The 14,310-nt window shown below is 34.5% G+C and carries 16 protein-coding genes; 5 read left to right on the top strand and 11 right to left on the bottom strand.

The window, feature by feature from the left end; all coding sequences use genetic code 11:
• Nucleotides 1-298: 298 nt before the first annotated feature.
• Nucleotides 299-1,306: a hypothetical protein gene (locus tag MBBTH_RS00205; protein WP_116591036.1), complete on the bottom strand. Its 1,008-nt coding sequence runs from the start codon at nt 1,304-1,306 to the stop codon at nt 299-301.
• Between the two features lie 81 nt (nt 1,307-1,387).
• A complete protein-coding gene (locus MBBTH_RS00200; protein ID WP_116591035.1) occupies nt 1,388-2,467 on the bottom strand; it encodes a tyrosine-type recombinase/integrase in 1,080 nt (359 codons plus the stop codon).
• Between the two features lie 669 nt (nt 2,468-3,136).
• Here MBBTH_RS00200 and cas2 point away from each other — a divergent pair.
• Entirely contained in the window at nt 3,137-3,412 is a 276-nt protein-coding gene (gene cas2 / locus MBBTH_RS00195; RefSeq protein WP_116591034.1) for a CRISPR-associated endonuclease Cas2, read from the top strand.
• A 1-nt stretch (nt 3,413) separates the two neighbouring features.
• On the top strand, nt 3,414-4,409 hold the full coding sequence (cas1, locus tag MBBTH_RS00190) for a CRISPR-associated endonuclease Cas1 (protein ID WP_116591033.1): 996 nt from the start codon (nt 3,414-3,416) through the stop codon (nt 4,407-4,409).
• A gap of 284 nt (nt 4,410-4,693) precedes the next feature.
• On the opposite strand, the gene MBBTH_RS00185 is transcribed toward cas1, so the two are convergent.
• The 4 genes from MBBTH_RS00185 to MBBTH_RS00175 form a co-directional block, all read right to left on the bottom strand.
• Nucleotides 4,694-5,848: an Ig-like domain-containing protein gene (locus MBBTH_RS00185; RefSeq protein ID WP_165813984.1), complete on the bottom strand. Its 1,155-nt coding sequence runs from the start codon at nt 5,846-5,848 to the stop codon at nt 4,694-4,696.
• Nucleotides 5,849-5,953: 105 nt separating this feature from the next.
• Nucleotides 5,954-6,235 carry a hypothetical protein gene (locus MBBTH_RS00180; RefSeq protein ID WP_116591031.1) on the bottom strand — a complete coding sequence of 94 codons (282 nt, stop codon included), beginning with the start codon at nt 6,233-6,235 and terminating at the stop codon, nt 5,954-5,956.
• A gap of 231 nt (nt 6,236-6,466) precedes the next feature.
• Nucleotides 6,467-6,619 (bottom strand): hypothetical protein, encoded by a 153-nt coding sequence (locus tag MBBTH_RS10835; protein ID WP_165813983.1) that lies wholly within the window; start codon nt 6,617-6,619, stop codon nt 6,467-6,469.
• Between the two features lie 34 nt (nt 6,620-6,653).
• Nucleotides 6,654-7,208, bottom strand: coding sequence for a flavodoxin family protein (locus MBBTH_RS00175; RefSeq protein ID WP_116591030.1), 555 nt, complete (start codon nt 7,206-7,208; stop codon nt 6,654-6,656).
• A gap of 190 nt (nt 7,209-7,398) precedes the next feature.
• Here MBBTH_RS00175 and MBBTH_RS00170 point away from each other — a divergent pair, with 190 nt between their 5' ends.
• Nucleotides 7,399-7,869, top strand: a complete 471-nt coding sequence (locus tag MBBTH_RS00170; protein ID WP_116591029.1) for a hypothetical protein — start codon at nt 7,399-7,401, stop codon at nt 7,867-7,869.
• Between the two features lie 74 nt (nt 7,870-7,943).
• Here the strand turns inward: MBBTH_RS00170 and MBBTH_RS00165 are convergent, their stop codons facing one another.
• A complete protein-coding gene (locus MBBTH_RS00165; RefSeq protein ID WP_116591028.1) occupies nt 7,944-8,459 on the bottom strand; it encodes a flavodoxin family protein in 516 nt (171 codons plus the stop codon).
• 259 nt (nt 8,460-8,718) lie between these two features.
• Between MBBTH_RS00165 and MBBTH_RS00160 the strand changes: the two genes are divergently transcribed.
• On the top strand, nt 8,719-9,180 hold the full coding sequence (locus MBBTH_RS00160; protein ID WP_116591027.1) for a hypothetical protein: 462 nt from the start codon (nt 8,719-8,721) through the stop codon (nt 9,178-9,180).
• A gap of 119 nt (nt 9,181-9,299) precedes the next feature.
• On the opposite strand, the gene MBBTH_RS00155 is transcribed toward MBBTH_RS00160, so the two are convergent.
• The 4 genes from MBBTH_RS00155 to MBBTH_RS00140 all read right to left on the bottom strand — a co-directional run bounded on the left by MBBTH_RS00155 (nt 9,300) and on the right by MBBTH_RS00140 (nt 13,360).
• Nucleotides 9,300-9,806: a DUF308 domain-containing protein gene (locus MBBTH_RS00155; RefSeq protein ID WP_116591026.1), complete on the bottom strand. Its 507-nt coding sequence runs from the start codon at nt 9,804-9,806 to the stop codon at nt 9,300-9,302.
• A gap of 136 nt (nt 9,807-9,942) precedes the next feature.
• On the bottom strand, nt 9,943-11,346 hold the full coding sequence (gene pyk, locus MBBTH_RS00150) for a pyruvate kinase (RefSeq protein ID WP_116591025.1): 1,404 nt from the start codon (nt 11,344-11,346) through the stop codon (nt 9,943-9,945).
• Nucleotides 11,347-11,523: 177 nt separating this feature from the next.
• Nucleotides 11,524-12,462, bottom strand: a complete 939-nt coding sequence (locus tag MBBTH_RS00145; protein ID WP_116591024.1) for a 3-hydroxyacyl-CoA dehydrogenase — start codon at nt 12,460-12,462, stop codon at nt 11,524-11,526.
• A gap of 148 nt (nt 12,463-12,610) precedes the next feature.
• Nucleotides 12,611-13,360 (bottom strand): TatD family hydrolase, encoded by a 750-nt coding sequence (locus MBBTH_RS00140; protein ID WP_116591023.1) that lies wholly within the window; start codon nt 13,358-13,360, stop codon nt 12,611-12,613.
• Between the two features lie 90 nt (nt 13,361-13,450).
• Between MBBTH_RS00140 and MBBTH_RS00135 the strand changes: the two genes are divergently transcribed.
• Nucleotides 13,451-14,161 carry a tRNA threonylcarbamoyladenosine dehydratase gene (locus MBBTH_RS00135; protein ID WP_116591022.1) on the top strand — a complete coding sequence of 237 codons (711 nt, stop codon included), beginning with the start codon at nt 13,451-13,453 and terminating at the stop codon, nt 14,159-14,161.
• Nucleotides 14,162-14,310 lie beyond the last annotated feature (149 nt).

The following is a 14,310-nucleotide window of genomic DNA, read 5'->3' as shown; positions in this document are numbered from 1 at the left end:
TATACTATAAACAATTATAATAGCATAATATATACTATAACTATTAATAGTAATAGTACATATTTACTTATAGTAGACATATTAGTATAATATGGTTTTCCATATTTCTGTAAATATGGATAATACATACTTATCTATATTCTGTAAATACAGATAATATATAATATACATATTTTACCACTTATACTCAAGTAATATTAAGAAAATGCTATAAATCAACTCTGCCATATATATCAAGTTGTTGAGATATAATATTTTCTTCAAATTTACTCTTTTTTAATAAATTTCATGAATTTTATTAAAATCTACGACGGATTTTATAGTGAATAGATCTTACAAATTTCAGGATAATGAAGAACAGCAATGCAACGAAGACAACAAACGCAATAATTACCATTAACACTATACTTTTGTTTGCAGTTGTAAGCTCATTTGGAAACTCAATATCTCCAATATGCATATAGCTTGGTCCGATAGGAATATCTGACCCTTTGATAACGGTGTTGTTAAAATGAATGTCATCTATGCAGTCTATATAATTAGCGCCAACATGGGACCCATCCTCATTTGCAACATAAATCTCCGTAACGTTGCCATTTTCAGTAGTTTGGAAGTCATAGGTAACGATTTCCCTTCTATCCAAACCATATTTGTCGGTTTGGGATAAGTTAGTCATTTCACCAACCAAATCAGGGGAATCAAGAGAAACGTTTCCAGATCGGGATAACATGTAATCATTTGGAATGGAAATGTATTGGCCTGGCTGTAATGTCCCTGTTTTCAGCTTATTTACATTGGCAAAACCATAATTACCATTCGGAGCCTTGATTACAACATGTCCACGTCCATATGGCTGTTTTATCTGCTGTATCTTGGACAAACCGTATTCTGAAATACTATTGTCCTCGGAGATCATACTAGCAGTGATATTTTCACATATTTCACTATCAATACCATCATCAATTCCTCCTAATCCGATAACCCAGCCGTCATGGGTGATGATTACATGATTGAAGTATCCGCCTTCGGTCTTGTACTGTTTGATAGCAGGAATGCCATGCCATAAGCCTTCTTCGATGTATACATCCGCTGTTAAGTTGGAATCACGCCTATATGACATCATTGTATGATTTCCATCCAGCTGCAAAACTATAGAACAGCAACCAAAAACATCACTTTGATTGGTCAAATCTGCTGTAACATGCAAATCATCATTTTTTTGAATATCAGATGCATTAAATGTTCCGCATGCGAAAATAAAAATAATAAAAATACTTAATATTAAAATATGTTTCCTTAAATTCATATAAAATCCTAATAAAGTTTCTATTATTATATTAGACAATATGATATTTAAATTTATTAATTTTAATATTAAGTGCTAAAATCAGTTAAATTTCTGAGAATTGCCTCTTAATTTTTGTTTCATTTGCTCACGGTCAATGTGGATATATTTATCGGTTGTTTGTGAGTTGGAATGGCCTGCAATTGACTGAACCTCAGCAACTGTCAGGATTTCAGCATAATGGGACAGTGCGGTGTGTCTTAGAATGTGGACACTTACATTTTTAGAGTAATTTACAGAACAGTCTATGCCTTCTGACTCTATTCTTTCATCACATTCGCGAGCATGTTTTTTGATGATGTCCTGGACACCACGTTTACCAATTCTGTTTCCCTTGATATTGGTGAACAACTCTTCACGGTTCACTTCTTCTGCAGCCTTATTTCTCTGAATCACCGGCCTGTAGACATTGCTGGTGTTTTTTCTAAGCTTTGTGATGCGATCCATCATCATATCATTCAAACTTACAAGAGTATCATAGGTAATGAATGTTGTACGGTCCTTGGATTCTCCTTTTGTTGTCTCTGCACGCAGATAAACATCAATGAACTCATGTGTGTCTTTCGGAAGGATATAAAATCCCTTCTCATCGAGTGGAACTTGAATATCTGTCTTGTTAAGAAGGACCAGTTCCTTAAGCCTCATTCCAGAATCAATGAATGTCCTGCAAATTGCGTAATCACGAACATTTCCGCTTTTCTGGATTGTATCAAGGAAGAAATTGGATTGTTGCCATGTTAGAGAGATTTTCTCGATTCTTTTTTTGGCAGTTTCAGGATCTTCGGTTTTAACTTCAATAATATCCTTCATTTTGATGGTTTCGTGCTGGATTTCCTCTTGAACATCCTCTGAGTTTATGAATTCCAGAATGTTCATCATATATGTTTTGACTGTGGTTCTTTTGTTTCCACGTTGTTTTAAACAATGTCTACGGTATTGCCTTAATTGCTTTTTAACGTTCTTGTCATTTAACTCATCTATTCCGCTATCTTCAAGGAATTCGATGAATTTGGATATATTGAATGTTTGTTTCTTGATGGTTTCTTCAGTTAAGTTTTTTACCTCTTGCTTTTCTTCCAAGTATTCATCTAGGTAGTCCGTTAGCTCATCGACTTCGATCATAAGCTTTTTGCCTCCTAAATTTCTTTACTCAAACCCTTGTTATACTATTGATTTTTTTAGTATATAAAGACTTCGTATCTTTTCACTTTTACTGTATATTATTACATAAAATATACGTTTTCTTTATATATAAAATTTGGATAATTTGGGAGTTTGTGAGGGAATGTTGTAAGTGAAGCAAGACATATACCTCAACTGGTTTCAAAATGGTGATTTCTTCAAATTTTAATTTTGTAATAAAAAAGTATGTGAAAAGTATTAATCTGATTTTTTGAAAATTCAAAAATTAAAATTTCAAAACAATTTGTGAAAATAAAAAAAATATTTTAGGATGATGAAATCTAATGCAATCTAATAATTATTATTAGTTATTTATAAAGACTACTATTTTTAATCATAGTAGTTATATATAAAGACTATTACTTTTAATAGTAATACATAATTCACATATATTTCTCCAAAATTTTTCTTTAATTTCAAATAACGGAATTGAAATTCCCTTTAAATTAATATATTGTATTATTTTTATCCTATTTAAGCTTAATCAAATTTTAGTAACTTTAAAAAATTGTTGCGACTTTATAAAATTGTTTTCAGTGAAACATAGTGTTTATAGCTACTTATAAAATAAATGAAATAATTTAAACATTGAAAAATAAAACTTAACTCATGTACATGATAGCAAGTCTTGACTGCAGGTTCAAGACAAACCAGAATAATATTGAAAATGTCCTCCAGCATTATGGACTTCGAAAGATTCAAAGCTCATTATATGCAGGGGATTTGAGCAATGGTGAAAGAAAAGATCTCAGTGAAAACATCTCAAAAATCACTAGGGAAAACGACAGCGTTGTGATTATTCCAATCTGTGAAAACTGCTATAGCAAAAAGTTAACTGCAGGGCGGGAAATGAAATTCAAGAATGATTTGTATAGGGTGTATTAGGATGAAACTGGTAATAGACGGATACGCAAAGTCAATACATAAGAAAGACAACCGGATAGTTATACATGAAAAAAATCAAATCGTCGATTCTATCAGAGCAAGTGAAATAAATGACATAACAATTATCGGAAAGGGATACCTTACATTCGATGCCCTTAATTTGATGGCCGAAAACAACATTAAACTGATAGCAATCAATCCCCGGGGGCAACTCACATACACATTGGAATCACCTGACTGGCGAAACGTGAAACTTAAAAAAGAGCAGTATAGGTTAAGTGAAAATAGGCTAGGTCTTGAAATATCAAAGGAACTCATAATGTCAAAGATGAAAAACCAAAAGGCCACACTGACAACATTGAACAAGAATAGACATCTAAAAAGTGTGTATAATAATAGACAGAAAATTGAAGAGATTATAATTCAATTGAATCAACTGCCCCTAAATGGAGACAATGAAACAGTGCGAATGAAGATTATGGGCCTTGAAGGAAAGGCATCAAATGAATACTGGAAAGGTGTGAAGTATTTCGTTCCAAAAGAAATTAATTTTAAGTCAAGAACAAAAAAACCATCAGATTTGCTTAATTCAATGCTTAACTACGGATATGCTATACTCGCAAGCGAGATAACCAAAAGCTTACTTGTAAATGGGTTGGATCCATACTGCGGACTGCTTCACTTTGACATGGACAATAGGACAAGCCTGACTTTTGACCTGATAGAGCCATTCAGGCAGCAGATAGTGGACAAGACAGTCATCAGCCTAGTCAACAGAAAGCAGGTCACCATTGATGATATGGACAAAAGAAACAACACGATTAAATTGGAAGCTAGAAAATTAATCGTTGAAAAGATTCTCTCAAAAGTATACTCCACAATAACATATGGAGATGAAACTGTAAGCTATTCAGATTTGATTGTAAAACAAAGCGAGAACCTAGTGAATTCACTGTTGTATGGTGAAAAATTCAAGGGATTCTACTTGAGGTGGTGAGGAAACCTAAGGGATTTTTTGCCTGAAAAATGATGTCCTCAAAATTATTGAAAAATAACATTAGAATAATGATAATTTTCATTGATTTTGAGGAAACCTTATCCATAATTAAGTGTAAATAATGATGTCCTCACAAAGTTTTTTAAAGAGAAGATATAAACCTTTTAAATAGATATTTAAAGAAAAATTAAGTAGTGTTTAAATTGAATGTTTTCTAAGCAAATATTCAAAACTAAAATATCATCAAAAATTAAAAAAAAAAAGTTTAGAGGAATTAAAATCCTCTATACAACAGCAATTTTATATTTATAGACGTAATAATATCCCTGTGTATAATGGTAATGTGTACTGGTCTTGCCACAGAGGCATTTGAATTTGGAAGTTACCTTAACGGTTTTTTTGCTGGCCTTATATTTGTGTGATTTAGGTATGTATTTAATTTTAACCTTGGCAGTTTTTGACTTTTTGTAAGTTTCACCATTTTTGGTAAAGCCTTTGAAATGTTTCATGATATTAAAACCGGAAACAATTGCTATGGCTTTTCCATTTTTCACAGGCCCATATGTGGTTTCACCATGGGATGTTATTTTAATCTTGCCGTTTTTAACTTTTTTGCCGCTTTTAGTTAAAACTTTTATGGTGACTTTTTTAGAGCTGCCTGTATAAACAGATTGGTCTTTAATAACGATTTTAGTTTTAACACGTTTTTTCATGACGGCTTTAGCTTTGACCTTTTTGGAATCCTTATAGTTGCTGCCTTTGAATTTAGATGTGTATTTATATGTTTTCACTTTACTTAATTTGACTTTTTTGGTGGCAATACCGTTTTTAACAGCAGCAGTGTATGTTTTACCGTTGATTTTAAAGGTTACTTTTCCTTCGTTGACCTTTTTACCTCCGCTAGTCACTTTTGCTTTAAGTTTGATTTTGAAACCTTTATATTCTGTGACTTTAAATGCTTTGATTTTGACAGCAGGTTTTGTGATGGTGGCTGTCTTTTGAACAACATTTGCATTTATATCTGCATCAGCTGATGAATATTCGACTGTCCAGGTTCCGGCACCTACAGGCGGTGTGAATGAAGCCTGACCGTTTGAATTCATAAGATAGGTCTTAGTTACTGTTTTTTTAGTCTTTTTGTTGGTGAATTTAACAGTGATATAACTGGAAGTAATAGGTTTTCCAGTTGCCTGATCTGTCATTTTGACAGTCATCTTTGCACCGGAATTATAATATGAGTTATAATCGTTGGCGTTGATTACTGCTGTTCCGCTAACTCTTAAAACAGCGGTGTCCATAACCACATTGTCATCATAATTCACAGCCCCTAAAACATAAGTGCCCGGAGCAAAAGTATTTTTTTCAAAGGAAGGACGATAATCCCTTGCAGTTCTTTCAGTACCTTTTAATTCCTTATTAAAAACTATATTTCCGTTCAAATCCACAACACGCAAATAAAAATGAAAAGATTCAGAACCGTAAGTATAAGGTTCCATATAGTATGAAATTGTCTCTTTTTTAGTGGATGAGATTTCATAGTAATCCTATAAATCAATTGTATACCAGCTTGAATATACAACTGATAATGTTTCATCAGATGCGTCCATGGTTAAAATGGAGCTATCTTCTGATACGGCTAAATTTTCCTCCTCGCTTGACTTTTCCAAGATGTTTTCCTCAATATCGTCCAATTCGGTTGAAGTTTCTTCAAGATTTGCATCATCTGCAGATAAAACATCAACATCATCAGCCGCACTTGCGGTCGACACTGCACAGATGCCAATTATCAGCAATAGCAATATCAAAATTCGTCTTTTTCTTTGCATTTTATCTCCCTTTATCAATGATTTAAATAGTTTTCGTTAATAGCATATATGTTTTGTAGATTATTTAAAGGGATAGTAAAAAATAATTTCCAGTATTTTGCACAACAGTGAAAAAATTTTGGTTTAAAACAAATGTTTTGAGTGGAACCACTCAAAACCTAAAAATAAATTATCAAAAATATGATTTATAGCTGGAGATACATTATCATTTTTAACTTCAAAAGATAATGTTCAATTACTCCATTTCCTACTGAGTTCTTTATCAGAGAATTCACTATACTCTTTACAAACCTTATACTTCTCTGATACATTTTCCTCGAAGAATTTTAAACAATAATCCTTTTTAGGACTGTAATTCTCACAATTTTCATGTATGTTGCTCATAGTATCACCTGGAAATAATTAAAAAACTGAAAACTTAAATTAAGTTTTCACCGAGATCTCTTGCTTTTTGCAATTGTTCTTCTTTATCATTAATCGCTCCAGGAACATTATTGTCATCTAAATTAATAATGTCGCCTGTTTTAAATCCTAAAACTTCAAAAGCTGCCATTTGAGTATTTAATGAACCTTCAAATGCTTCCAAAGGAGCAGCGCCGTTGGTTGCAATTATTGAAACCTTTTTATTAGAAAACAATTCTGCATATTTAGGGTTCATGAAATAAGAATATAATCTGTCGATTACGAGTTTTGCCTGAGCATTCACGTCACAGAAGTATATTGGGCTTGCTAAGATGATTCCATCAGCTTCCTCAATTTTTTGATAGATGTCTTGCATATCATCATTTAAAGCGCATTCGGAATCATGCTCTTTACAGTAGTTGTCGCCTTGACATGGTGTGATTGTTAATTTGTTAACATCCACAATCTCAGTTTCAGCACCTTTTGCGGAAGCGGCATCCAAAGCAGCTTCCAAAGCGATTTTTACATTACTTAATTCTCTTGGACTTGTATTAATTCCTAAAACGTTCATAAAAATATCTCCAAAATGTACTAATATATATTTCAGTATTAATATTAATATTTTATTCTGTTAACGCAAATATTCTGATTTAAAGCATTGTTGAGTGGAATTATCCCATAATGAGGAATTACATTGTGTTATATTTTAGTAAATTATATTTATAAATCAAAAATATATTATCTATTGGAGGTTTATTATTATGAATAAAAAGATATTATTGGCACTATCTGTTGTGCTTATAGCAATCGCTGCTGTTGGAACCGTATCTGCATTTGAACTTCCCGATTTAGGTTCATTGTTTGGAGGTCCGGCAGATCAGCATATAACCATTGACGGAGAAAATTTCACCATTCCTGGAACATTAGAAGAAAATTTAGATAATAGCAATAATGGAACCGTTACTGACTACACTTTTTTCACATGCACTCAATATGGAAAAGGATACATTAATGGTACTGATTACATTAACATTATGATTAACGATTACGATACATCAGACATTAGTGACAAACAAGTTAATTTCATGAACGGCACAGCTAAAGAGATTTCTGGACAAAACGGTTATCTCCATCATGATAATGTTGGATATACCTACACATTTTCCAAAGAAAATAAAGTGATTGTCATCCAATCAAATGACGAAAGCCTTATTGCTCCTGTAATAGCTTAATCCTTAAGCTATTATTTTTTTTACACTCATTCAAGTTTTAAATGATAAGGAAGATCAAATTCTTCCCTATTTTTTTAACAGTCAAAACCTGCTTCATATACCTCTTTTAATAATTCAGGTTGAGATTTTGCATCTCCAATTACGGTGAATACAGCCTTTTCTGTTGGGTTTTTGGAAAAGCTGATAAAGTCCCTGATTCCAATTAAAGCATTGCCGTTGGATGAGCCTGCAGATGTTATAATATAATACTCCTTGTCCTCCAAATGATTGAAAATAGGATAGCATCTATCAAAGAACCTTTTAAGGGTTCCGCACATTGAATAGTAGTAAATTGGAGTTGCATACACAATCACATCAGCTTCCATCATCTTATCCAAGACTTCGGCAAGACCATCTTCCTGGAAACACTTCATCTCAGGGGTTTTGCATTTCATGCAAGCCTTACATGCGTGGAATCTTATTTCTTCCAGATTGTACTTGACAACAGCATTATCGCCGTCTAATGCTCCTCTAACAAATTCGTCGCATAATGTGTCTGAATTTCCACCAATTCTTGGTGATGAACTTATAACAATAACCTTTTTTGACATGATATCAACTTTATTGCTTAAAGTACTTATTACTTTTCAATCCAATACTTTGCATCATTCCCTTTGCGAAATTGAGTTCATGATAAGTAATTGCCAAATCATTGTAGGTGAGGTATACATTACCGGAAAACCAATTACAAATGTATCAAATTCGCTTAGGTCAAAGGCCTGAATGATTTCTCATTAATTAAAAAAGAAATTAAAACAATTCAGTAAATTATATTAAATTCAAAAATATATAACTAATTGGAGGTGTATTATGAACAAGAAAATTCTTGCAATACTTGCATTGTTAATTGTTGCAACAAGCATTGGTGCAGTTTCAGCTTTTGACTTAGCAGACCTTTTCGGCGGCGCTCAAAATGAAACAGTCACCATTGATGGAGTGGATTTCAATATTCCGGATGGTTTTGAAGTAGATCCTACAAATACCACTCAAAAAGCTGTTGAGTCACTTATAGAAGATGGGGCACAAATTGAATCCAAAGGTTATGTCAAAGGTGATACTGCAATAGGTCTCTTTGTAGTTAACATTACCAACGGATTAACTAATGAACAAGCTTTAAAAGTTATGGGCGGAGATAACACTACAATTAATAATGTAACCGGTTACCTTAAAAAAGATGGTGATATTACCCTGTTCAATTTTGAAAAAAATGATCGTATTGTGGTAATTTCATCAAGTGATGAAAAGATAATTGGCGACTTTTTAATAGCTTAATCTTAAGCTATTTTTTTCTTTTTTTTAATTAATTCGGTTAAAGGTTGTAATCAAAAGTATTACAACAATAAAAAAAATCAAATTAAGGATAATTCAATAGAATTATCCTGTTTTAAGAGTTATCCGTAAGTTTCAATTAATGTCAGGCTTTTGCCCACAACAAAAAGGGCTACTCCTTCTATAATTAACAATACTCCAATAAGGATTGCTATTAGGACAGGCTGTGATGCCGCAAATACTGCCAGTGCAACGGTTATAATACCTAAAATTAATCCAATAATTGAAAGAATAGTTAATTTTTTGTCCTTTAAGTATATAATTCCTAATATTCCATATACCATAAGTACGAATCCGACAATGTAGAATTGTAATGATACAAGGAACGGTAAGGCATTTAAGAAGAACATGAATATTAATCCAAAGAGCAATGCAATTACCCCAATAGATAGGGACAGATATGAATAGATGGGAGCTTCTGAAAAAATAATTCCATTAAATATTGCTGATATACCGAAACATACCATAGCAAATCCAATTGCCAAAGATATGAGTGCAGATGAAAATATTGGACAAATTACTAAAAATAAACCAAGAATGATATACAGTAATCCTAAAATTTTTTCCATGTTCACATTATCACCTCCAAATAGTTCAATGATTATCTATTTGGAAAAAACATTATTTATAAATATCCTTTAATCAAATGGGAACTTTTGAAGGATATTATGTAGGCAATCAAAAATCACCATTCCGCTGAAATATTCAAATTTCAACAATTATCAGATAATTGGTTTTTTTGAATTCGCCTAATGGGAATCCGCCGGTGAATGCAATCAGATCCCCCTTGCTTAAATTGAATTCCCTTTTAGCTATTTTCTTAGCATTGCTAATCATTTTATCGGTGCTTTCATATATGTCGGTCACAACAGGTTTGACTCCGAAGTTTAAAATGACCTTCTCGGCGATGTGATTGGATGGACAACATGCCATTATAATGGAGTTTGGACGGAAATTACTGATTCTGCGAGCGGTAAATCCAGTCAATGTGGATGTGACTATCAGTTTAATGTCTGAGAATTCTACAGCATCAACAACAAGCTTTGCAATGGTGTCACTGGTGCCTCTGCTACCCTTGTATGAGACATGTTTCGTATAATCGATTGTTGATTCCACATATTTGCATATTTTGCTCATTATTTCAACGGATTCTATAGGATGTTTTCCAATGGTGGTTTCACCTGACAGCATGACACAATCTGTTCCATCCAGTATTGCATTGGCAACGTCTGAAACCTCCGCCCTTGTAGGCCTTGGACTTTCATACATGGAGGCCAGCATTTCAGTGGCCACAATAGCGAACTTGCCCTTTTGGCGACATTTTCTTATAATGTCCTTTTGAAGCATCGGCAACTTCTCCAGCGCAACTTCAACTCCCAAATCACCACGGGCCACCATGATGCCATCGGATTCATCAATTATATCATCTATATTCTCGATTCCAATTCGGCTTTCAATTTTTGAGATGATGAGAGCGTCCCCTCCCGCCTCTTCAATTATCTTGCGGGCGGCCATGACGTCTTCCCTTGTATTTACGAATGATAATGCCAGATAATCACAGGCATGCTTTGCGGCAAATGCAATGTCTCTTTTATCAACATCGCTCATGAATTTCAGGTTTAAATCAACGCCTGGAACGTTGACGGTTTTGTTGTCCTGAATTTTGCAATCTCCCAAAGCTTTCAATAGCACATGATCATCATCCTTATCGATGACCTCCAATTCGAACAATGCATTGTCAATGAGAACAGTGTCGCCTATTTTAATGAAGTCAATCGCATTGCTGTGGTTGACACCGAATTCCTTCTCATCTCCAAGAATGCAGGTCTTGCTCATCCTTATGGTATCATCCTTCTTGAGAGACACTCCGCCGTCCTTGAATTTCAAGGTTCTGAATTCAGGTCCCTTGGTGTCGTACATTATGGCTACAGGCTGATTGCACTCTTTGCGCACCTGTCTGATGACCTCTATTGTTTTCAGTATGCCTTCAGGTGTGGCATGACTAAGGTTAATGCGTGCGCAGTCCATTCCATTGTTAACCATTTCACTCATGACCTCTACGCAATCAGATGCCGGACCTATACTGCAAATTACTTTTGTTTTTTTCATCTCTATTCCCCATAGCGATTCTTGTTAAAATCCCACCAAATATATTTAATTGTATTAAAAAGCAAATTGATATAACTTTTGCATAAACGGCTTTTACATGTTTCCTCTCTTTAAGTTAATATTGTGATTTAGAGGCTAACTAATTAAAAAAAAAGAAAAATAAATGATATGAATCATTTATTTATACTCGTAGAATCCTTTGCCCGCATTGATACCTGTTTCACCGGCATCTATTTTTTCCTTAAGCTTTAAGGCGATTTTACCTTGAGTTGTCTCAGGGTCTTGGGACCTAGGGTCCATAATGACGATATTATATGCGGTTACAAGGCCCACAACATCCAAGATTTGGAACGGTCCGTTTGGTGCACCTGTAGCAAGCCTCCAGGTCAGGTCGATTGTTTCAGGGTCTGCAACTTCTTCAGCCCATAAAGCCTGTCCTGCGGATAGGAACGGTACAAGCAGTGAGTTGAGCACATATCCCGGTTGTTCCTTCAATACTTTAATAGGCACCATGTTGATGTCCTCTGCGAATTGGACAATGGTATCAAAGTATTCTTGTTCAGTTCCAGGGTGCGGCATTACCTCAGCTGTGTTTTGAGCCCAAATGTTGTTTGCAAAGTGGAATGCGAGATATTTCTCAGGCCTTCCGGTGTGTTCAGCAAACTGGCTTGGAAGCAAGGTTGATGAGTTTGTAACGACAACTGTCTTTTCCGGAAGATATTTTGCCAATTCCTCATAGAATGCAATTTTCTGTTCAGGATCTTCTGCAATCGCTTCAATTATAAGGTCTGCATCATCTGCTGCCTCTTCATAGCTTGTGGTTAAGGTCAAGCTGTCAAATGCCTTTTGAGCCTGTTCTTTTAAGGCGTCAATTTCATCATCATTTAGGTCAGGTGTTTTGCTGAATCCTCTGCAATAAGCTGCCTTATCGGTTTTCATCTTTTCAAGTGTGGCCAAATAGATGTTTAACAGTCTTTCAAATTTAGGTTTGGCCCTTTCGATTGAGCCTTCGCTTCTCAGCCAAACTGTTACGTCAAATCCACAGAATGCGGATTGATAAGCAATTTGACTACCTAAAACTCCTCCTCCAGCTACTACTACTTTTTTGATATCCATTTTAATCACCTAAAATCTATAAACTATATTTTACATCAAATTTAAGAAGATAAAATATAATTCATTATTGGATATTTTATTAATTTATATATTTAAAATTTGTTAAAATCAGTTTTTTAGAGGATTTCTTAGTCAAATGTCAAATATATCAGATATTGAACAGTGCTTTTGCATTTTCAGCGGTTATTTCAATGACATCAGACTCTTCCATATCCAATTCCTCGGCTATTTTTCTGCTTACGTACCTAATGTTAAGAGGAGTGTTCATCTCTCCCATTTTCTCCTGGGGACTCAAATATGGAGAATCTGTTTCAAGGAGCATATGATTAATGTCAGTATTTTCAAGCATCCTTCTTGCCTTCTTATTGTTTTTGTGGGTAATAGTGCCACCGACTCCAATGTAAAATCCTAATCTGATGAATTGCTGTGCCATTTCGGCAGAGCCCTGATAGGAGTGCATGGATCCAACCACGTCATGCTCTTTCAATATGTCAAATGTGTCCTGCATTGCCTTTCTCGAATGCACTATCACGGGCAAATCATGCTTTTCTGCCAGAACTAACATATTCTCAAACAGTTCAATCTGCTTGTCCCTGTTGTCCTTTGTATGATAGTAATCAAGACCTATCTCGCCAACGGCAACCACATTATCACTGCCCAGTTGCATATCCAGCAATTCAATTTCCTCATCGGTTATCTCATCGGCAAGTGTATAAAAATAGCCCAATGCGGCATGCACGTTATCATATTTGTCAGATAATTCCAGCACTTCCCTGTTGCTTGATGGGTCTGTGCCGTTCAATACCATATGTATGTCATTGTCTGCAGCCTCCATTATTATCTCCTCTGCGTTTTCCATTTCACTGGCATAAATATGGCAATGAGTATCTATTATCATGAAATTCCCCACTTAAAAAAATATTTATTGATATAATGTCTAATAATTATATAATTAACTAAATTAAATTAAACTTTTTGGTGAACGGCTATGGAAGAGAGGTTTTCAAGAACTGAAATGCTGATTGGAAATGAGGGAATGGAAAAATTAGGCAATGCCAAAGTTGCAGTTTTCGGTCTTGGAGGTGTTGGCTCATTTGTCTGCGAAGGGCTTGCAAGAAGCGGAATAGGCAATTTCATTCTGATTGACTTCGACAAGGTGGATGAAAGCAACATCAACAGGCAGCTGATTGCAACGGAAAGCACCATTGGAAAATATAAAGTTGACCTTATGATGGAAAGAATTCTTGAAATCAATCCCCATGCTAATGTTGAGGTGCATAAGGAATTCTACATGGCCGATTCAACAACAGACATCATTACAAGCGACCTTTCATATGCCGTGGACTGCGTTGACACCATTATGGCCAAGATTGCAATTATATGCAAATGCGATGAACTTGAGGTTCCTGTCATCTCATCAATGGGAACCGGAAACAAGCTGGATCCAACAATGTTTGAAGTGGCCGACATATATGAGACATCAGTCTGCCCGCTTGCCAAGATAATGAAAAAGGACCTTAGGAAAAGGAATATAGATAAATTGAAAGTGGTCTATTCCCAGGAACATGCAATAAACACCAACGATTGTCCAATCAATAAAGACAGAAAGTTTAAAGTGAAAGGCAGCGTTTCTTTTGTGCCGTCCGTTGCGGGACTTATAATTGCCGGTGAAGTGATAAAGGATATCGCCGGAAAATGATTTGTTTTTGAAAATGAAAAAAGAGGCTGACTCATAATTTTTGTGTTTAAATTTTTTTCTTTTTTTATTATCCTTTAATTTTATATACTAGGAAGTACAATCTATTATTAGAGTTAATTAACTTTTTGGTTGTGTTTTTTATGGTTTTA

Source organism: Methanobrevibacter thaueri (assembly GCF_003111625.1).
GTDB lineage: Archaea > Methanobacteriota > Methanobacteria > Methanobacteriales > Methanobacteriaceae > Methanocatella > Methanocatella thaueri.
The sequence above is the reverse complement of the archived record's forward strand: the minus strand, read 5'-3'. Positions and strand labels throughout refer to the sequence as shown.